Below are 20,999 nucleotides of genomic sequence, written 5' to 3'. Positions count from 1 at the left end.
CTCTTCTAGAAACGGTAAGTGAGGTCGACGAGCAGGCGCAGATCGCGTTCGCGATCACCGTCATAAGGTCGGCTGATCAGGCTGAGGTTGGCGCCCATTTCCAGTACGTCGTTCCAGCGAAAGCGCTGGCCGTAACCGATAAGGCCGATGCCGCCGGTGGAGTAGTCGCGCTGGCTGTAGGTGCCCGCACCGATCTGGAACTGCTGGCTCCACTGGGTCTCGTAGCGGTGATAGAGCACGTGATTGACGTTGATCATCGGTAACACCGTGAAGTCCGACTTCGGGTTGAAGTACGCGGTGTCTTCCTTGCTGTTGCGGCTGGCGCCGACTTCCAGGCCCAGGTCGACTTGCACATGGGGCGAGCTGTAGAGGCCTTCGCGGCCGCTGAGCAGCGCTTCGAAGCGGTCGTTGCCGTCACTGAAGTGCGACGGGCTGAGGGTCAGTTTCCACTCGCGGCTTTCATTGGCGCGCCAGCGGATAAACCCACTGCCGCCGTTGGCGGTGACTCCGTCGTTCAAGGCGCGCAATGGCGTGGTGGTGAGCAGGTAGCCGACGCTGCCGCCGTACTGCCAGTGGTCGTTGATGTCGCGGGCAATCGACACTGCCGCGCCTTGCTTGGAGCCATCGCCGTAGGAATGGTTGGACACTTCGGCCTCAATGGTCATGTCACGGGTACGCCGCTCCACGCCCACGCGCTGCCAACGGTGCTGGCCGGTGCCTTCGCTGAAGTCGGCGGTGGCGTAGCCGGCACCGGCGAACAGGCGCCAGTCTTCGTCGATGGGCGGCGTGTAGATCACGCTTTCAATGCCCCAGTCACGGCTGCCGGCCACGGCACCGGCGTCGTTGTCATTGCCACCGCCATAGCTTTTGCCGGTGTAGGCCTCGACGCGCAGTTCGGCCATGTCATGTACATCGCGCAGGCGGCGCAGGCGTTGCACTTGGCGGTTGTCCGGGTTGCGCGCAACCACGTCGTCGGTGAGGGCGTCCATCTGGCGCCACTCCTGCAGGTCCATGGCGGTATAGGCCTGGGAAACTTCCACGCCGATGTCGCGTGGGGCCTGGGCTTCGGTTTCCTTGAGGGTGCCTTCGGCGCGGCGCGGCCAGTCACGGGCGCGGTACATGTCGGCCTGGGCGATGCGCAGGCCGACGTTGCCTGGCGCCTTGGCCACAAGGGCTTCCAGGCTGGCTTCGCTGCCCGGCAGGTCGCCGCCGAAGGTGCCGGCCTGGGCGGCCAGTTGTTGCGCGTCCATCCAGTTGTCGTTGGGGTTGCCAATCGGCAGACCCTTGAGTTCGACGCGGGGGTTCTGTTCTTTGGCCAGGGTGTTGGCGACCTGGCGGGCGTCCTCGATCTTGTCGCTTTCCAGCAACGCGTAGAACAACGCGGTGCTGTCGTCGACGCGGTAACTGGCGTCGGCATCCGGTGCGCTCAACACCTGGCGGTACAGCGGTTCGGCTTGTTCCGGCTGGCGCTGGTCGAGATACGACGCAGCAACCCAACGCAACGCGTAAGTGGGCAACTGCACGCCTTCGCCGGTGAGGGTCTGGTATTCGCGGATCACTTCAGCGGTACGCGCCCTGGCCTTGAGCGCGCCCAGGCGGTCGATGCGCCAGCGCACCACGTCGTCATGGGCGCTGGCGTCCGGGGCCCAGCGGGCGATCAGCCGGTCGTAGTCATTGAGCGCGCGGTCGGCCACCACGTAGCGTTCTTTTTCGGTACGCGTGGCGAACTCGGCGATGCGCACGCGCTCGGCGGCAAGGTCGCCTTCCAGGCGGCGCTGGGTCACCGCGTCCACCAGCCCTGGGCGCTTGGCCGACAGGCGCAGCGCGGCTTCCGGCAGCCGGGCCTTTTGCAGGGCGACGATGTATTCACGGGCCACGTCGGGTTTGTCGCCGGCGCGTATAAACGCCTGGTCGAATTCAAACAGTGCTTCGTAGTTCAAGCCGGCGCGGCTCAGCGCATAGCCCAGGGCCATGCGACGGTTGGGGTCATTCGGCTGCGCGGCCACCAGCGCGCGCAAACGTTGCACCGCCTCGGTGGCTTTGCCGCCATCGGCCTGGGTGAGCGCCAGGCCCAGTTGCAGGTCGATATTGTTTGGTTCACGCACCAGCGCCTGGCGATAGACCGCCTCGGCCTGGGCCCACTGTTTTTGATTGCGGTAGGTGCGCGCCACCGTGGCCAGCGCCTGGCTGGTCAGGTTGCGATTTTTGCCCTGGGCTTCATACACCTTCAGCACTTCGGCGTCCTGCCCGGCCCAACCGGCAATCACCAGGTGATCGCTGACCTGCCCTGGGGTTTGACGTTCGGCGGACAGTTGGCGCAGTTGGGTCAGGGCCGGCGTGAAGTGGCCGTTGCGGGCCTGGATGATCAGCGCGTCATAGGCAGGGTCGGCCATGGCATAGGCGGGCATCAGCAATTGGCCGCACAGGGCTGCTCCGATGAGCAACCGCAACCGGCCTGATGCACTGAGTGAATGGATTGGCAACATGGCGTCAGCTTCCTTACAAGGAAAGCTGCAACGATGGGTGATCCTGAGCGATGTGCATCAGGGTGTCGGCGTCTCGGGACCCGACCTAGCTTTCCTATGGGAACTATCCCTCAGCCAGGCGAGGCCAAGGGCAATTCAGAACAATTGTTCAGAATTGGCTGAAAAGCGATTTCTTGCCGAACACAAAACAAAATGTGGGAGGGGGCTCGCTCCCGATGGCGGTGGGTCAGTTATGAATATTCTGACTGACACTCCGCCATCGGGAGCGAGCCCCCTCCCACATTTTTACCGCATTTCAGGCTGGCTTACTGGGCGCCGCCCATGGCGCCGGCCTTGGACATCACGAAGCTGATGAACTGCTCGACGGTCATCTTCTGGCCATTGAAGGTCACTTCGTTGTTGGCGTAGTGCAGCTTGGACACCACATCGGTACCTTCCAGGGTTGCCAGTTGAGTACCCACGGCCATGCCGCTGACCATATCGGCCGCCATCTGCGATTGCTGTTCGATGGCTTTCGGGTCGGTCACGCCGCCGACCTGCGCCTGCAGCGCGGCCACGTCGCCGATCATCGGCTTGGACAGGGTCAGGTTGGCGTCCAGCAGCGAGATCATCTGCTTGCCCAGTTCAACCGGCGGCAGTTCCATGGAGGCCGGCTTGGCCAGGTCCAGCACCAGACTGAACTTGCTTTCGCCATGGGTGGTTTTCAGCGACAGGTTTTCCACGGCCAGTTGCGGCTTGGCGGCCAGCACCTGGTTGACGTTGGCTTCGGCCAGGGTCTGCTCGGCTTCGGTCAGTTGCAGCTCCGGCGCGGGTTGGCCGGCAGCGGCAGCGGCTTGCACCGGCTGCATCTTGTCCTGGTAGAGCTTGGTCAGCACCAGCATCGCCGGGATATCGACGTTTTTCATGCTGACGGCCATGGCAGCCGAGCCCACCGGCTTACCCTGGTAACCGATCTCGTCGATCTTGTAGTCGACGCGGCCGGCCAGGTTGTTGTCCTTGGTTTCGCTGGAGTCTTTCTGCTCGAAGCCCTTGAGGGTCAGCACGGCTTTCTGCGGGCCGAAGGTGACCTTGGTGTCGGTCAGTTCGATGGTGTTCTGGCCGGTGTAGAAACCGAAGGTGGATTTGGCCAGGTTGCTGGCGACGGTCAGGCCGGCCAGTTCGGCTTCGAACGCGTCGCCGTTGGCATCGACCGCCGCGACCTTGAGGCTGTTCATGTAGCCGTCGGCCTTGACCTTCTGGCCTTCGGCGCTGCTGTCGAAGTCGAGGTTGGCGCCGGAGAAGCTCACCGAGGACTTGTCGTCCTTGAATTCCAGGGGCAGCAGTTCGACATTGCCGCTGACCGAACGGCTGTAACCGATATTGGCCACGCCTTTGAGCGGCGACACGTCTTTGCTGGCGGCGAACCATTGTTCGGTGGTGGCGTTCTTTTCCAGTGCGTAGTGACTGGTGGCCATCACTGGCAGCCACTTGAGGCTGACCAGGCGCGAGAACGGCAGCGGGCCGTGTTCGATATGGTCGACGAACAGCAGCTCGGGGTTCGGGTTTTGCTCGCCGAACACACTGCCCTGGCCCTTGAGGCGGTAGTGGGCGGTGCTGCTGAACACGCCGCGATCCAGGGACACCAGTTCCAGGGACACGCTGCCGTCCACGCCGGCCATGGAGGTCTGCAGTTCCTTGTTGGCGTTCTGGATCGCGGTTTGCAGGACCGGCTCCAGTTGTTTACCGGTGTACCAGGCGCCGCCTGCACTGACGACGCCAACGGCGACAACGAAACCCAAAAGAACGACTGCTGGCTTATTCATGAAGTGACCTGATCAAATCCTGTGAGAAGTGGGCTGTCTTCCTTGAACTGTAGGAGCGAGCTTGCTCGCGAAGAACGCACAGGCACCGCGTTCATTCAGAATGCACGCGTTATCGTGACGTTTTTCGCGAGCAAGCTCGCTCCTACAGTACTGGCCCGTATGGCCGAAAGGCTGGGGAAGATTAGCACTGGCGGCCGCAAACGGCCCAGCCTTTCAGAGGGATCAGTTCAGCAGGAGTTCAGGAGTACTCCAGTTCAATTTCATCCAACTGGTGATCGAAGCTCTTCAGGCGCGCCGTCCAGGTGTAGACCAACACCTCAAACTCGCGGTGTATGACCGCATTGCCGGGGGTGTCGGTCTTGGGGTCACAGAAGTCCAGCTGATAGCGCTCACGGGCCATCTGCGTGGCGACATCGGACAATTCCCGCGCATTATTGAGCCAGTGCCTACCATCCGCGACCTGCCGGTCGAGCACCACGCACTGTTTCTTGAGGACTTCGAGGCTTTTTTCCAGGGGCGTGCCGGTGAGGTCGCCCATGACTTCCTGGAAGGTGCGCCCGGGTTGCCAGTAGCTGCCCCAGAAATAGCGGTCGAACACGGTTTCGACACGGCGCAGGGCAACCTTGGTGTCCCAGATCGTTACGCGGGTCTTGCCTTGCTCGAGCAGTTTTCGCTTCACCCGTTGGTTTTGATAGGACGCCCAGGCCACCACGCCGATGGACAAGGTGCCGATGACCAGGCAGGCGCTGTCGAGAAACACCATGGCCTTGTCGAGCTGGTGGGCGAGCATGACCCCGTAGAAATACGCGGCCGATAACAGCACCAGTGCGAAGAGCACGCACCAGAAAGCGGGAGCATAAGGGTTTTTCATTATTGGAATCCCCATGAGCAAACGCGAGCAGTGTCAGGCGAGGCGTTACGCCCCTTAGACACAGCATAGCCATCACCTCACGGATTGCCGGGTTTTACCCCTTGCGTTCGTCCGCTTTCCCAGCCGCCGCCCAGGGCCAGGAACAGGTCGATCTGGCTCATCGCAACCTGGGTGTTGGCCGCCGCCAGTTGCGCGCGCATGGTGGTGTAGGTGCGGGTCGCTTGCAGGTCGGCGAGGAACGACTCGCGCCCGGCCTGGAAGAAGCGGTGGGTCTGGTCTGCCGCTTCACGTGCCGAACGTTCGGCGTCGGCCAGCGCCTCACGGCGCTGCAACATGGCGGTGTACTGCGCCAGGCCGGTCTGGGTTTCGCGGATCGCGTTGAGCACCACCCCGTCGAAATGCGCCAGGGCGCCCTGGGTCGCGGCTTCGGCTTCGTGGATACGGGCGCGGGCGCCATTGGTCGGCACTGTCCAGCTGATCATCGGGCCAAAGCCCCAGCGATTGGTCGCCGGCTGGCCGAGGTTATCGAGCAGGCCCACCGTGCCCACCGTGGCGCCAATGGCGATGTCCGGGTACAAGGCGCCGGTGGCCACGCCGATGCGTGCGGTGGCAGCGGCCAGTTGACGTTCGGCCTGGCGTACATCCGGGCGGCGCTTGAGCAGGGCCGCGCCATCGCCCACCGGCAACAACTGCGCGATGTGCGGCAGCTCGGCGCAACTGGCGGTGCCGGCCGGCAGTTGCTCGAGCGGTTTGGCCAGCAGCATCGACAGCCGGAACAGCCCCGCCTGGCGCGCGGCTTCGTAGCGCGGCATATCGGCGCGCAGGGATTTGTACTGGGTTTGCGAGCGCGTCACCTGGGTTTCATCACCACGCCCGGCGTCGCGCAGGCGTTGGGTGAGCTGGGTGCTTTGCGCTTGCAGGTCGAGGGATTCGTTGGCAATCGCCAACTCTTCGTTGGCGGCGCAGACCTGGGTGTAGGAACGCACCACATCGGCCACCAGGGTAATGCGCGCGATATCGGCGGCCGCCTGGGTCGCATCGGCGCTGGCCTGGGCACTTTCGATGCCACGCTGCAGGGTGCCGAACAGGTCAAATTGATACGAGGTGGTGATGCCGACACTGCCGATATTGCCCACCGGGACTTTGTCTTCCAGCAAGAAGGCTTCGCCGGACTCCTGCAACCGCTGGGCTTCGGCCTTGGCACCGGCGCTCCAGCCGCCTGCGGATTCGGCCTGCTGGGTCTGATAGCGCGCGCGTTGCAAATTGGCGGCCGCCACGCGCAAGTCGGTGTTGGAAGCCATGGCCTGGCGCACCAACTCATCCAGGCGCGGATCTTTGTAGAGTTTCCACCAGTCCGTCGGCACGGGCGCGGACACCACGTTATTGCCCTCCCCCGCGATAGCGCCTTGCAGGTCGCCACGGTTGACGGCAGCGGTGTCCGGCAGTTTGTAATCCGGGCCGACCGCCTGGCAGGCCGACAGCAACACCCCCAGCGCAGCGGTGGCCAGCAGTTGCTTCATGGCTGGTCTCCGGCTTTGGCCTTGTCATCGATGATCGACACCGTCGCCGTACGCCCGGCGATCATGCGAAAGTCCGGTGGCACGTCATCAAAGGCAATACGCACGGGAATCCGCTGGGCCAGGCGCACCCAGCTGAACGCCGGGTTGACGTTGGGCAGCAGGTTGGAGCCGCTGCTGCGGTCGCGGTCTTCGATACCGGCGACGATGCTCTGCACATGCCCATGCAGGCGGGCGTTGTCACCGATCACGCGGATATCCACGCCCATGCCGACGTGGATGCCGTCGAGCTTGGTCTCTTCGAAGTAGCCGTCGATATGGAAGGAATTGCTGTCCACCACCGACAGTACTGGCCGCCCGGCAGTGACGAACTCCTGGGTCCGCGGCGCGCGGTCGTTGACATAGCCGTCCACGGGGCTGCGGATCACCGAACGGTCGAGGTTGAGCTGGGCGGAATCCACCGTCACTTGCGCCTCGGCCAGCGCCGATTGGGCACGGGCCACGCGGGACTGGCTTTCTTCCAGTTGCTCGCTGGGCACCAGGTTGCCCAGGCCACGGTTACGCTTGTACTCGCGCTGGGCCTGGGCCAGGGTTTCCTGGCGATCGGCCACGGCGGCCTGGGCCTGGCGCAGGGCCAGCTTGAAGCGGTCCTGGTCGACGGCAAACAGCACCTGGCCCTTGGTCACCAGTTGGTTGTCGCGCACGTCCACCCGCTGGATCAGCCCGGACACGTCCGGGGCGATCTGCACGATGTCGGCGCGGATGTGCCCGTCGCGGGTCCAGGGCGCAAACATGTAGTACATGACCATGCGCCACACGACGACGACCGCGAAACTCACGATCAACAGCGTCAGGACTACACGGCCGATGGTCAAAAAAGGTTTTTTCATGTCATCAAATATCGACTGAGTGAGTCCACCGCGCCCAGCAACAGCGCGTAGAGCCCCACATTGAACAATGCCCGGTGCCAGACCAGGCGATAGAAGTGCATGCGCGTCAACAGCCCGTGCACCACCAGAAACAACACATAGGTAATGCCCATCAGCACCAGCAGCGTGGGCAGGAATACGCCGCTGATATCCAGGTCACCGATCATAAAGGCGCTCCATCGGGTAGCGGCGCTTCCATTTCCGTGCCGCCAATGAACTCCACGCCAGGCAACAGCGCCAGGCGCAGGCCGGCCAGGGCATGCAGCAGGTGCAGGCGCGTGTCGCCGTCGTCTTGCAGGCCCTGGCCGTTAAGGGCGCGGCGTGTGCGGTCCAGGGTCATCAGCAGACCGCTGGGCGCGGGCAAGCGTTCACCGGCCTTGAGGCACGCCTTGAAATAACCGCCCACGCCTTCCACCACCTGATTGAGCAGCACGCGTGGCACGCCGAGGATGCGCGGCGAGTAGGCGAGCAGATCGAGCAGGTTCAGCGCCACGCGCAGGTCGCGCAGCGCGGTGCCGGTGTCCTGGCCGGTAAGGGCCAGGCGCGGCAGGTGCTGCATCAGGCGGTCGAGCATTTGCGCGGCCATGTGTCGGTGTTCGGCCAGGGTCGCAGGTTCGGTAAGGCTGACGATGTCGCGCCAGCTGAAACGGGTCAGGCGCTTGGCCGCCAGTTCCGCGCCGAAGGGCCGCGCGATCAGGGTCCAGATAAAGGCAAACAGCAGGCCTACGGGACCGGCCAGGTTGACGTTGGCGAAGTTGAGAAAGTCCGCGTCATAGGCGCCCTGGATGCTGATGAACGATGAGGTGTTGACCAGCGTCAGCAGCATGCCCAGGTAAAAGCGTGGCTGCACGGTGAGGGTGCCGATGCAGATGAACGGCACGGCGAACGCCAGCACCAGCATCGGGAAATCGTGCAGGTTGGGCAGCACCAGGAACAGGTACAGGCTGGCGAGCAGCACCGACATGGCGGTCCAGAAAAAGAACCGGTAGATCTGCGGTGCGGGGTCGTCCATCGAGGCGAAAAAGCTGCAGGCGACGGCGGCCAGGATCACTGCGCTGCCACCGTCGGTCCAACCCAGCAGAATCCACAGCACCGAGGCGACGATGATCGCGCTGACGGTGGAAAACGCCGAGTAGAACATCAGGCCCCGGTCGAGGAACGGCGTGAGCCGGCCCAGGCGCCAGTGACGGTACACGGCGCGCCAAGTGTCCTGGCTTTCGCACTGGATGGCGGCTTGCAGGCTGCGGCAGTCTTGCCACAGGTCGACCCATTCGCCGAGGCGGTACAGGGCGTTGGAGAACAGCAACGTGTGGCGGTCGTCCAGCGCTTCGCCTTGGGGTTGCGCGGCGTCGATCTGGTCACGCAGCACGCGCCTGCGTTCAAGGGGAGCTGTTTGGGTGGTGCTTTGCAGCCAGGCGTCGGCCTCCTGGAGCAACGGCGTGAGCTGAGCGAGAAACTCGGGGGCGCGATGTTCGATGGCGTACACCGCATCGTCCAGGGCGTCGATCACCGGTAACAGGTGAATCATGCGCCCGCGCAGTTCCTTGGTGTTGCGCACCGTCTGCGGCCGCGCGCCTTCGTGGGGCAACTGGCCGATCATCAATTCGAGGGTGTTGAAGGTCGCGACCATGCCACCGCGCAGGGTGCTGACGGCTTCCGGGTCTACATCGCGGGTGAGAAAGCGCTGGCTGTAGACCTGGGCGTCGGTAAACCACTTGGCCACGGAGCCATCGAACACAGGCATCAGGCGACGCGGCCAGAACATTGCGCCCACCACCGCCGCCACGGCGATGCTAAGGAAGATTTCCTCGGTACGCGCCTCAGCCACGTCCCACACCGCCAACGGGTTATCCACCACCGGCAGGGCAATCAGCGGCAAGGTGTAGCCGGCCAGCATCAGCGCGTAGTTGTTGGCGGTGCGCAGGTGCAGGGAGAGAAACAGCAAGGTCCCGGTCCACAACGCGATCACCACCACCAGGATGTAAGGCGACTGCACGAACATCGGCACAAAAAACACCGCCGCCGCCGCGCCCATCAAGGTGCCGATAGCGCGGTACAACGCCTTGGAACTGGTAGGCCCGACAAACGGGCTGGAGACGATATACACCGTGGCCATCGCCCAATAGGGACGCGGCATTTGCATGAGCATGGCGATGTACAGCGCGATCATCGAGGCGGCGAAGGTACGCACCCCGTAGAACCAGTCGCGAGCGGGCGGAAAGCCGGTCAAGAATCCGTTCAAGGCGTCGCCGCCTCAAAGGCCCGCAGTACACGCAGCGCGGCTTGCATATCGGTGGTCGTAATGTCCGCCAGCACTTCGCGGCGCAGGCGCACCAGTTGCGCCTCGACCGCCTGCACCAACTCGCGGCCACGCGCGGTCAGGCTCAGGGCCTTGGCGCGGCGGTCGTGGATGTCTTCGGTACGGCACACATAGCCGTCGTGGCACAGCCGGTCGAGCAGGCGCACCAGCGACGGGCTTTCCATCCCCGACGCCTGGGCCACTTTGACCTGATGCACGCCGTCACCCAGGCGACCGATCATCAACAGCGGCACGGCGCAGGCTTCAGAGATGCCATAGCTCACCAGCGTGGTCTGGCAGATTTTGCGCCAGTGACGGGCGCCTACCACCATGCTGCTGCTGAGGTTCATCTGGAGTTGTTCGAGAGATTGAGGCACTGGATAGTTCGCATACAGTTAGTTTGCTAACTATCAATATGGTGGATCGATGCGCGCCCGTCAAGTTTGGAAACAATTTCGCGGATGAGTGGAGCGACTTGGCGGCAACCCCGCAGGGCAAATGTGGGAGGGGGCAAGCCCTAATGCCAGTCAGTTAAGCGAAAGGGCTTCACTGTAGGAGCGAGCTTGCTCGCGAAAAACGCCCAGACAACGCGTTCATTCTGGATGAACGAGGGGGCCTTGAGTTCTTCGCGAGCAAGCTCGCTCCTACAAAAAGCCTTAACTGACTGGCATTAGGGCAAGCCCCCTCCCACATTCTCAAAAAAAGTTCACCTAGCCGACTAAAGCTCGGTTTTTTTCAACCCTCACCATTTTTTTTCAAGTTTTGGCCTTTTCACACATTTTTTTGCACATCTCGCCCGCCCCGCAACATCACATTCAACTCATCCACCACTACCGCCCAATCCGCATCTTCCAGAATCTCCTCACGCAAAAACGCTCTTTGGCTATCGGTCCAGAAAAACGCATCCGCCAGTTTCAGCTCCGGCTTGAGCGGTGAATGAACCGCCACAAATCGCTCAATGCTCGCCGGGTCATCCGCTAATCCAAGCTGTTTGAACAGTGACGACAAGCTATGTACAGGCGATTCCATGGTGGGCTCCTAAGAAGACGACTTCCCAGAGTCTAGCCCAGGCGCCAGCCACGCCAGCAACCGCTCGACGCACTGCTGTGCCGATAGCACGCCGGTATCCAGCACCAGCGACGCATGGGGCGGTGGCTCGTAAGGCGAGCCGATGCCGGTGAACCCCGGCAGTTCTCCCCTTCGCGCCCGGGCGTAGTGACCCTTGGGGTCGCGGCTTTCGCACACTGCCAGTGAGGCGCTGCACCATACTTCGCGATAATCGGCGCCCAGGCGCTCGGCAAACACCGCGCGCAGCTCAACCAGCGGCGCGATCAACGCCAGAATCACGATGTGCCCGTTTTCCACCAGCAGTGCCGCGAGTTCGCTGGCGCGGCGGATGTTTTCCAGGCGATCGCTGTCGGCAAACCCCAGGTCTTTGTTGAGGCCACCGCGCAAGGCGTCGCCGTCGAGTACCAGGCTCTGTCGGCCCTGTTCGAACAGCGCCGCTTGCAGCCCCTGGGCCAGGGTGGATTTGCCCGAGGCAGGCAAACCGGTGAGCAGGATCGCCACGCCGCAATGCCCATTGCGCGCTTCGCGTTGACGGCGAGTGACGCTCGCCGTCGGCGCCACCAGGTTATTTGGCGACGGCACGTGGCACCGGCGTGCTGATATTGCCGGCAGCCCACGCTGATTCGCGGCCAGCCAACGCCGTGGCGATGGACTGCACGCGGTCCGAGTCCAGCTCTTCGGGCAACGGGTCGAGCCCGGCGCTGGCGAAGATCTGGCCATAGGCGTTGCGCAGGTCGGCGTAGGCCAGGTCGCGGCGCAGGTCGGCTTGCAGGGTGTTGAGTTCGCCCTGGATCAAGTCGAGCTCACCTAACCCGGCGGCCTCATGGCGGTTGCGCAACTGGGTGAGGATTTGCCCGTCGATGCTGGCCAGTTGTTCGCTGGTCTTGAACTGGCGCACGGCTTCCTGGTAATTGGCGTTGGCCACGTAGACCTGGGCCAGCACCGCGATGGACATCGCCTGGCGTCGGGCTGTCGCGACGTTTTCACCGGCCTTGGCGACGTCAATGGCGGCCGGCGCGGAGATCACGTTGAACAGGTTCCAGGTGATCTTGGCGCCGTAGTCGGCCCAGCGGTTGTCGACCAGAAACGAGTTGCTGTCGTAATGGCCTCCGGCCGAAAACTCCAGGCCCGGCAGCAGGCGCAGCATGGCTTTGCGGGTTTCGGCGGCGCTGATGCGGGTCTGGTAGTCCTGCTCGCGCAGTTCAGGGCGGTTGGCCAGGGCTTCCTGCTCCAGGCTGGCCAGCTTGACCTTCAGTTGCGGCACGCTGTAGTCATCCGGCGTTACCAGCTTGAGGTCGGTGCCCATGGGCAGGTTGATCAGGGTAGCCAGTTCGGTCTTGGCCAGGGACAGCGCGCGGCGCTGTTCCTGCAACTGGCGCGTGGCTTCGATCAGCGAGCGCTGGTAACCGAGGGCCTGCACCGGGTCGCCGATGCGCTGCTCGCTCATGCTCTGGCTGTTGGTTTGGGCCTGGTTGACCCGCGCCATCAGGCTGTCGATCTGGGTCAGCAAGCGTTCAGCCGCCACGGCGCGCCAATAGGCCGAGCGCACGTCCTGCACGATGGTGTTGATCACCTTGCGCCGACGTTCCTGAATGATCAGACGCTGGTCGCCCTGCTGCTTGGCGCTGATGTAGCTCACACCAAAGTCGAGGACGTTCCACACCATGGTCAGGTCCGCCACGCGGCGGTCGCGGTCCTGGGAGGTGGACGGTTCCAGCGACTGGTTGCCACTGAGCACGCTCTGGCTGCTGGAGGCGTTGGTGTTGTTGCGCCCGGCGTAGCCCGCAGACAGGGCCATGCGCGGCAGCATGTCGAAGCTGGAAAGGTCGGACTGACGCATGGCCAGGGCTTCTTCCATGATCTTCAAGCGGCCTTCAAGGTTGTATTTCACCGCACGGGCCATGGCCTGGTGCAGCGTGAGCGGGCCGCTCAGCGGCTCCTGGTCCTTGTACATGCCTTGCAGATCGCTGCGGGCCCGCTGCTCACTGACACTGCGTTCAATCGGCTCGCTGGTGACCGCACAACCGCCGATCGCCAGCGCCAGCAAGCTGGCGCCGAACAACTTATGACCTGTTTTCATCCTTGGGGCGCCCCTGTTCCTGCGTCTTGAGTTAAGTATGTTCAAGCCTGCATTTCGCTGATGCCGACCTGTTGCAGTGCATGCGCCAGGTCGATCACCTGGCGTTGTTCGGTGTCCTTGAGTTGCTGCAATTGCTGGCCGAGGGTCGGCGCGCCAAATACGCCACGCAACCCGTGGGCCGGGTCGGACTGGCCCTTGATCGACTTGCTGTCGAACGCCTTGAGGCCGCTGTCGTCGCCACCGTTTTCACGGTTGAACAGGCTCGACAAGGAGCTTGAACCAAACACTCCGCCATCGCCGCCGCCAAAGCCGAGAAAGCCCTTGCCGCTGCCATCACCGGCGTCGTTGTTGCTGAACACCTGGGCGATAAAGCTCGGCGCCGACGCACCGTTTTGAATGAAGATACTGCCCAGGGGCGGCAAACCCGCGCCTATTTCGCGCGGTGCAAACAACGGCGAGAAGCCGATGAGTGAGCCGAGATTGCCGGTCGGCGGGCCGAAGATAATGGGCTGCAATGGCACGTTCGTCGCAACCTGCGACGGTGCCGGTTCGGTGACGCGAAACAGCGGGTCGCCAGTCAACGTGACGGTATTGATCGAGAAGTTGTTGGAGTTGGCAAAACCGCTGCCCGTATTGCCCGACAGGTCATTCACCAGCCCGGTATCGAGGGTAATGAAGTTGCTCGGGTCGTTGAGGTTGGCTGCCGGGGTCAAAGTGGCCGTCCAGGTCTGGCCGCCATCGCTGGTTGCCAGGTTGGACAAGCTGCCGTTGGCCACGCTCAGGTCATCAAGGTCGAAACTACTGACTTTCTCGCTGAAGGTGAAGGTCACGGTGGTGGTCTGGCCCACCGTCAGGTTCGGGTTGGCGATGCTGATCGTCGCGGTGGGACGTTCGCCATCGATCGCATAGTTGTTGGAGATCGCAATGCCGCTGCCGGCATTACCCGCCGCGTCATTGACTTGACCCGCATCCAGCACGATCAGGTTGGTCGCATCGCTGATCACCGCGGTCGGGGTCAGGAGGGCGGTCCAGGTTTTACCGCCATCCTGGCTTGCCAGGTTGGACAGCACACCATTGGCCACACTCAGGTCCGACAGGTCAAAGCCGCTCACTGCTTCGCTGAAGGCGATGGTAACGGTGGTGGTCTGCCCGATGCCCAAGGTGCCGCTGGCCACGGAAATACTCGCGGTGGGGCGTTGGGTGTCGACGGCATAGTTGTTGGAATCGGTGGTGCCGCTGCCTGCGTTGCCGGCCGCGTCCTGCACGCCGCTGTTGTTCAGCGTGACCAGATTGCTGGTGTCGGTGATGTTGGCCGTCGGCGTCAGGGTCGCGGTCCAGGTTACGCCGCCATCGCTGGAGGCCAGGTTGCCCAGAGTGCCATTGGCCACGCTCAGGTCGCCGACGCTCAAGCCACTGACTGCCTCGGAGAAGGTAATGGTGACTTGGGCGGTCTCACCCACCTTCAATGCGCCGTGGTCGACCACAACCGTCGCGGTCGGCCGCAGCGTGTCGATGCTGAAGTTGCCGGAGCCCGTCACGCCACTGCCGACATTGCCTGCCAGGTCGCTGACACCGGCGTTATCCAGCGTGATCAGGTTGGTGGTGTCGTGAATATCGCTGGTCGGAGTAAACGTTGCCGTCCAGGTAACGCCACCGTCGGCACTGCTCACCGCCGAGAGCGTGCCGTTGGGCACGCTCAGGTCGCTGTTGTCGAAACCTGAAACCGCCTCGCTGAAGGTGATCGTCACCAGCGAAGTTTCCCCGGCGGCCAGGGTCGGGTCGGCGACCACGATCGTGGCCGTTGGGCGCTGGCTGTCGATGGTGTAGTTGTTCGAATCGGTAGTGCCGCTGCCAACGTTGCCGGCTTGGTCGGCGATGCCGGTGTTGTTCAGCGTGATCAGGTTGCTGGTGTCGGTGATTCCGGCCGTCGGCGTGAAGGTTGCGGTCCAGGTAATGCCGCCATCGCTGCTGCTCAAGGCGCTCAAGGTACCGTTGGCAACTGCGAGGTCGGCGTTGGTAAAGCCCGTGACCGACTCGGAGAAGGTGACCGTTACCAGCGAAGTCTGGCCGACGCCGAGGGCGGTATTGGCAAGCACAATGCTGGCGGTCGGGGCCTGTGTGTCGATGGCGTAGTTGTTGGAGTCGGTGGTGCCACTGCCGACGTTGCCCGCACCATTTTGCACGCCACTGTTGTCCAGGGTGATCAGGTTGCTGGTGTCGGTGACATTGCTGATCGGCGTGAACGTTGCCGTCCAGGTGATACCGCCGTCGCTGCTGCTCACCGCGCTCAGCGTACCGTTGGCGATGGCCAGGTCGGCGTTGCTGAAACCGCTGACCGCTTCGCTGAAGGTGATGGTGACCAGCGAGGTTTCGCCGACGCTTAACGCGGTGTCAGCAATGACGATGGTTGCCGTCGGTTGCACCGTATCAATGGTGAAGTTGCCCGAGTTGGTGATGCCGGTGCCCGCATTACCGGCCAGGTCGGCGGCCCCGGCGTTGTTCAGGGTGACCAGATTGGTGGTGTCGCGCAGGCTGGCGTTCGGGGTGAAGGTTGCCGTCCAGGTGATGCCACCGTCGGCGCTGCTCACCGCCGAGAGCGTGCCGTTGGGCACGCTCAGGTCGCTGTTGTCGAAACCTGAAACCGCCTCGTTGAAGGTGATGGTCACCAGCGAAGTTTCCCCGGCGGCCAGGGTCGGGTCGGCGACCACGATCGTGGCCGTTGGGCGCTGGCTGTCGATGGTGTAGTTGTTCGAATCGGTAGTGCCGCTGCCGACGTTGCCGGCCTGGTCGGCGATGCCGGTGTTGCTCAGCGTGATCAGGTTGCTGGTGTCGGTGATTCCGGCCGTCGGCGTGAAGGTTGCGGTCCAGGTAATGCCGCCATCGCTGCTGCTCAAGGCGCTCAAGGTACCGTTGGCAACCGTCAGGTCGGCGAGGGTAAAGCCGGTGACTGCCTCGGAGAAGGTGACCGTTACCAGCGACGTCTGGCCGACGCCGAGGGCGGTATCGGCAAGCACAATGCTCGCAGTCGGGGCCTGTGTGTCGATGGCGTAGTTGTTGGAGTCAGTGGTACCGCTGCCGACGTTGCCCGAGCCGTTCTGTACACCGCTGTTGTCGAGGGTGATCAGGTTGCTGGCGTCGGTAATGGCGCTGGTGGGCGTGAACGTCGCCGTCCAGGTGATGCCGCCGTCACTGCTGCTCACCGCGCTCAGCGTACCGTTGGCGATGGCCAGGTCGGCGTTGCTGAAACCGCTGACCGCTTCGCTGAAGGTGATGGTGACCAGAGAGGTTTCACCGATGCTCAACGCGGTGTCCGCGACCACGATGGTCGCTGTCGGCTGTACGGTGTCGATCGTGTAGTTGGCCGAGTTGGTGGTGCCGGACCCGGCGTTGCCGGCGAGGTCGGCGACGCCGGTATTGGCCAGGGTAATCAGGTTGGTGGCGTCATTGACGCCAAGCGTCGGCGTGAAGGTGGCGGTCCAGGTGATACCGCCATCGCTGCTGCTGACGGCCGTCAACGTACCGTTGGCAATCGCCAGGTCGGCATTGGTGAAACCGCTGACGGCCTCACTGAAGGTGACGGTGACCAACGAGGTCTCACCGGCGCTCAACACCGGGTCGGCGACCACGATGGTCGCGGTTGGCCGGACGGTATCGACGGCATAATTGGCCGAATCGGTGGTGCCGCTGCCGGCGTTGCCGGCCTGGTCGGCAATGCCGGTATTGTTCAGGGTGATCAGGTTGGTGGTGTCGGTGATTCCGGCCGTCGGCGTGAAGGTTGCGGTCCAGGTAATGCCGCCATCGCTGCTGCTCAAGGCGCTCAAGGTACCGTTGGCAACCGTCAGGTCGGCGAGGGTAAAGCCGGTGACTGCCTCGGAGAAGGTGACCGTTACCAGCGAAGTCTGGCCGACGCCGAGGGCGATATCGGCAAGCACAATGCTGGCGGTTGGGCGCTGGGTGTCGATGGCGTAGTTATTGGAGACGCTGGTGCCGCTGCCGACGTTGCCCGAGCCGTTCTGTACACCGCTGTTATCCAGGGTGATCAGGTTGCTGGCATCGGTAATGGCGCTGGTGGGCGTGAACGTTGCCGTCCAAGTGATACCGCCGTCACTGCTGCTCACCGCGCTCAGCGTACCGCTGGCGATGGCCAGGTCGGCGTTGCTGAACCCGCTGACCGCTTCGCTGAAGGTGATGGTGACCAGTGAGGTCTCACCGATGCTCAATGCGGTGTCCGCGACCACGATGGTCGCCGTTGGCTGTAGGGTGTCGACCGTGTAGTTGGCCGAGTTGGTGGTGCCCGACCCGGCGTTGCCGGCAAGGTCGGCGACGCCGGTATTGGCCAGGGTAATCAGGTTGGTGGCGTCGTTGACGCCAAGCGCCGGCGTGAAGGTGGCGGTCCAGGTGATCCCGCCATCGCTGCTGCTGACGGCCGTCAACGTGCCGTTGGCAATCGACAGGTCGGCATTGGTGAAACCGCTGACGGCCTCACTGAAGGTGATGGTCACCAACGAGGTCTCACCGGCGCTCAACACCGGGTCGGCGACCACGATGGTCGCGGTTGGCCGGAGGGTATCGACGGCGTAATTGGCCGAGTCGGTGGTGCCGCTGCCGGCGTTGCCGGCCTGGTCGGCAATGCCGGTATTGTTCAGGGTGATCAGGTTGGTGGTGTCGCTGGTGCTGGCGGCAGGGGTAAACGTCGCTGTCCAGGTAATCCCGCCGTCGCTGCTGCTGATGGCCGTCAATGTGCCGTTGGCAATGGTCAGGTCGGCATTGGTGAAACCCGACACGGCTTCACTGAAGGTGACGGTCACCAGCGAGGTGTCACCGATTTTCAGGGCGGTGTCGGCCATTACGATGGACGCGGCCGGGCGCTGGGTGTCGATGGTGTAGTTGTTGGAGCTGGTGGTGCCGAGGCCCTGGTTGCCATTCGCATCACTGACCCCGGTGTTATCGAGGGTGATGAGGTTGGTGGTGTCGGTGATGCTGGCCGTCGGGGTGAACGTCGCGGTCCAGGTGATGCCGCCGTCGCTGCTGCTGACGGCCGACAACGTACCGTTGGCGACGGCCAGGTCCGCGTTGGTGAAACCGCTCACGGCCTTGTTGAACGTGATGGTGACCGTTGAGGTTTCACCGATGGCCAGCGCGGTGTCGGCCACGACGAGGGTGGCGGTCGGACGCGTGGTGTCGACCACGAAGTTGTTCGAATCGGTGGTGCCCTGCCCGGTGTTTCCGGCGGCGTCTGCTACCCCGGCGTTATTCAGGGTAATCACGTTGGTGGTGTCATTAACGCTGTTGGTGGGCGTGAACGTGGCCGTCCAGGTGATGCCGCCGTCGCCGCTGGTGACGGCCGACAGCGTCCCGTTGGCGAGGGTCAGGTCCGCGTTGGTGAAACCGCTCACGGCCTCACTGAAGGTGATGGTCACCAGCGAGGTTTCACCGATGCTCAGGTTATTGTCGGCGACCACGATGGTCGCGGTCGGCCGAGCCGTATCAATGGCGTAGTTGGCCGAATCGGTGGTGCCGCTGCCGGCGTTACCGGCCTGGTCGGCAATGCCGGTGTTGTCCAGGGTGATCAGGTTGGTGGCGTCGGTGATAGCAGTGGTCGGGGTAAAGGTCGCCGTCCAGGTGATACCGCCGTCGCTGCTGCTCACCGCGCTCAGCGTACCGTTGGCGATGGTCAGGTCAGCGTTGGTGAAACCGCTTACAGCTTCACTGAAAGTAAAGGTCACTGCCGTGGTTTCGCCGGCTTTGAGTGCCGTGTCGGTGATAGCGATCGTGGCCGTCGGGCGAAGCGTGTCGACCACGTAGTTGGCGGAATTGGTGGTGCCGACGCCGACTGCGCCATCGGAGATGGCTGCCACGCCGGTGTTGTCCAGGGAGATAACGTTGGTGGTGTCCGAGATGGCATTGGTGGGCGTAAACGTCGCCGTCCAGGTAATGCCGCCGTCGGCGCTGGAAACGGCCGTCAACGTGCCATTGGCGATGGCCAGGTCGGCATTGGTGAAACCGCTCACGGCCCGGCTGAAGGTGATGGTTACCAGGGAGGTATCGCCAATTTTGAGGGCGCTATCGGCCAGCACGATGGTCGCGGTCGGGGGCTCGACATAGGCGGTATTGAGCACGCCGCCACTGCTGTAAATCGAGGGCTGCGCGCTCGGCGTGGTGCCCGCGGTGCCCCCGCTCGTGGGGCCGCCCACCCCGCTGGCCGCGGCGTTACCGCTCAGCGCGGCAAAGTTGGCGGCGGTGATCAACACGGTCCCGCCGTTGTTCCAGATGGCTCCCACACCGCGACCACCGGCGCCGCCGTCGAAGATCTTGCCGCCGCTGCCGCCGCCCCCACCGCCGCCGCCGGCCGCGATGTTGTTGCTGATCACCGAAGCACCGATCACTTTCAGGGTGCCGCTTGAAGCGTTGTAGATACCGCCCGATGCATTGCCGCCGACTCCGCCGACCTTGTCCCAGCCGGAACCGCCACCGCCACCGCCAATCGACAGCGTGCCGTTGGTCGCCGATCCGCCGTCACCGCCGTGGCTGTAGCCGGACGCGCCATTGCCACCCAGGCCGCCAGTGCTGGTGCCGCCGCGTCCGCCCATGTCGTTGACTGAGTAGCCACCCCCGTAGCCGCCAGCGCCGGCGCTGCCGGCGCCCCCGGCATACGTGAGGTTGCCTGGGCCGGTCGAACCGCCATGGCCGCCGCTTCCCCCACCGATACCCCCGCCGCCGCCGCCACCGCCGCCGGAATAGGCGGGCGTCACGCCACCACCGCCACCACCACCGGACGCGGCGTTGGCGGTGACCGTCACGTTGTTGAGCGTGAGGGTGCCAGCGTTGAAAATCCCGCCGCCCATCGCGCCCGCCGCTGCCGCGCCGCCGTTTCCGCCGTTGCCCGCCACCAGCCCTTTGGTGATGACCAGGCCATCGAGGGTTACCGTACTGCCGGACGCGATTTCCACGACGCGGGACCGGTACTGGCCATCGAGGGTGATATCTGCGGTGCCGTTGTTGTCCAGGTCACCATCGACGGTGATGTTTTTATTGATCAGCAACTCGGAGGTGAGTGCCACGGTCGAGCCGGAGAGGCCGACATTGAACGTGACGATATCGCCGTTCTGCGCCGAGGCGATGGCCGCGCGCAGCGAGCCGACCCCAGTGTTGAGGTTGTTGGTAGCGGTCCAGGTCGCCAGGCCCCACTGGTAATCGCTCATGGCTTTGGTCGACAGCACGTTGGCGCTTTCGATGGAGCCGGTGGCGATCTCCAGGTCCCAGTCGCCGCCCACGCCCGTGCGGTTGATCGACGCCGCCACGTCGCGGCCGGTCAACTGCGCCAGGGAATCGACAAAATTCAGGCCGCGCTCGCCCTCGGCGGTGTAGCAGCCGTAAATCAGGATGTCGCCGCCAACGTTCATGTCCTTGCCGATTTGCCCCAGCACCGCGCTGCGGGCCGCGACGTTGTCGGCCGACAGGTAGGTAGTACCGAGCCACAGATCGCCCGTGTTGCCGTGGGCAATGATCTGCACCGAGCTGACGCCCTGGTGGGTGTCGAGGTAGTCGGCAATCTGCTGCAGGCCGTCCTTGCTCGCATCCAGCTGGATGACCTGGGCGCCCGGCGCCACGCCTTGCAACAAGCTGGCGGAGTCCTTGACCCGGGCATCCACGAACACCACGGTTTGACCGGGCACGGCTACGGGGGAAACGGCTGGCGCGTCGGCCTGGCCGTGGGTGTCTTTGCTCACGCTCGGGTGGTCAGCCGTCGGCGGCTTGGCGGCGTCAGCGGTGGGATGGCTGTCGGGTTGCGCCGCTTCAGCCACGGTGGCGGCGACTGCGCCGTCGAACAGCATGCGCGGCTCCAGGTGCATGATCATCGGCGAGACCCGTGCCCGTACTGCTTCGGTTTCCCGCGACTTGCGATTGCTCCACCACATGCTGCTCACCCGGCGTCAAACGTTCTTG

The 20,999-nt window shown here is 63.8% G+C and carries 12 protein-coding genes; all 12 read right to left on the bottom strand.

The features are described 5' to 3' along the window. Positions 1 to 5 precede the first annotated feature (5 nt). Positions 6 to 2,486: a poly-beta-1,6 N-acetyl-D-glucosamine export porin PgaA gene (gene pgaA, locus C4J87_RS00815; protein ID WP_124365348.1), complete on the bottom strand. Its 2,481-nt coding sequence runs from the start codon at positions 2,484 to 2,486 to the stop codon at positions 6 to 8. A gap of 305 nt (positions 2,487 to 2,791) precedes the next feature. After that, a complete protein-coding gene (locus tag C4J87_RS00810; protein ID WP_124365347.1) occupies positions 2,792 to 4,288 on the bottom strand; it encodes a YdgA family protein in 1,497 nt (498 codons plus the stop codon). Positions 4,289 to 4,526: 238 nt separating this feature from the next. Continuing rightward, positions 4,527 to 5,159, bottom strand: coding sequence for an NADH:ubiquinone oxidoreductase subunit N (locus C4J87_RS00805; protein ID WP_124365346.1), 633 nt, complete (start codon positions 5,157 to 5,159; stop codon positions 4,527 to 4,529). Between the two features lie 77 nt (positions 5,160 to 5,236). After that, positions 5,237 to 6,679: an efflux transporter outer membrane subunit gene (locus tag C4J87_RS00800; protein WP_124365345.1), complete on the bottom strand. Its 1,443-nt coding sequence runs from the start codon at positions 6,677 to 6,679 to the stop codon at positions 5,237 to 5,239. After that, positions 6,676 to 7,566 carry an HlyD family secretion protein gene (locus C4J87_RS00795; RefSeq protein WP_124360707.1) on the bottom strand — a complete coding sequence of 297 codons (891 nt, stop codon included), beginning with the start codon at positions 7,564 to 7,566 and terminating at the stop codon, positions 6,676 to 6,678. The genes C4J87_RS00800 and C4J87_RS00795 overlap by 4 nt, the downstream gene beginning before the upstream one ends. Next, complete coding sequence (locus tag C4J87_RS00790; protein ID WP_003187469.1) at positions 7,563 to 7,772, bottom strand: DUF1656 domain-containing protein; 210 nt, start codon at positions 7,770 to 7,772, stop codon at positions 7,563 to 7,565. The genes C4J87_RS00795 and C4J87_RS00790 overlap by 4 nt, the downstream gene beginning before the upstream one ends. Continuing rightward, entirely contained in the window at positions 7,769 to 9,847 is a 2,079-nt protein-coding gene (locus tag C4J87_RS00785; protein ID WP_124365344.1) for an FUSC family protein, read from the bottom strand. Before C4J87_RS00785 ends, C4J87_RS00790 begins: the two co-directional genes overlap by 4 nt. Next, positions 9,844 to 10,254, bottom strand: a complete 411-nt coding sequence (locus C4J87_RS00780; protein ID WP_124365343.1) for a MarR family winged helix-turn-helix transcriptional regulator — start codon at positions 10,252 to 10,254, stop codon at positions 9,844 to 9,846. The genes C4J87_RS00785 and C4J87_RS00780 overlap by 4 nt, the downstream gene beginning before the upstream one ends. Positions 10,255 to 10,675: 421 nt before the next feature. After that, the gene (locus C4J87_RS00775) at positions 10,676 to 10,933 is read right to left on the bottom strand and encodes a DUF2789 domain-containing protein (protein ID WP_124365342.1); all 258 of its coding nucleotides are present in this window, start codon (positions 10,931 to 10,933) and stop codon (positions 10,676 to 10,678) included. A 9-nt stretch (positions 10,934 to 10,942) separates the two neighbouring features. Further along, positions 10,943 to 11,554, bottom strand: a complete 612-nt coding sequence (gene cysC / locus C4J87_RS00770; RefSeq protein WP_124365341.1) for an adenylyl-sulfate kinase — start codon at positions 11,552 to 11,554, stop codon at positions 10,943 to 10,945. Continuing rightward, complete coding sequence (locus tag C4J87_RS00765) at positions 11,538 to 13,052, bottom strand: TolC family protein (RefSeq protein ID WP_124365340.1); 1,515 nt, start codon at positions 13,050 to 13,052, stop codon at positions 11,538 to 11,540. Before C4J87_RS00765 ends, cysC begins: the two co-directional genes overlap by 17 nt. A gap of 41 nt (positions 13,053 to 13,093) precedes the next feature. Beyond that, positions 13,094 to 20,971 (bottom strand): Ig-like domain-containing protein, encoded by a 7,878-nt coding sequence (locus tag C4J87_RS00760; protein WP_124365339.1) that lies wholly within the window; start codon positions 20,969 to 20,971, stop codon positions 13,094 to 13,096. Between the last annotated feature and the right edge of the window lie 28 nt (positions 20,972 to 20,999).

This window comes from Pseudomonas sp. R1-43-08, from assembly GCF_003852255.1.
Classification (GTDB): domain Bacteria; phylum Pseudomonadota; class Gammaproteobacteria; order Pseudomonadales; family Pseudomonadaceae; genus Aquipseudomonas.
The sequence above is the reverse complement of the archived record's forward strand: the minus strand, read 5'-3'. Positions and strand labels throughout refer to the sequence as shown.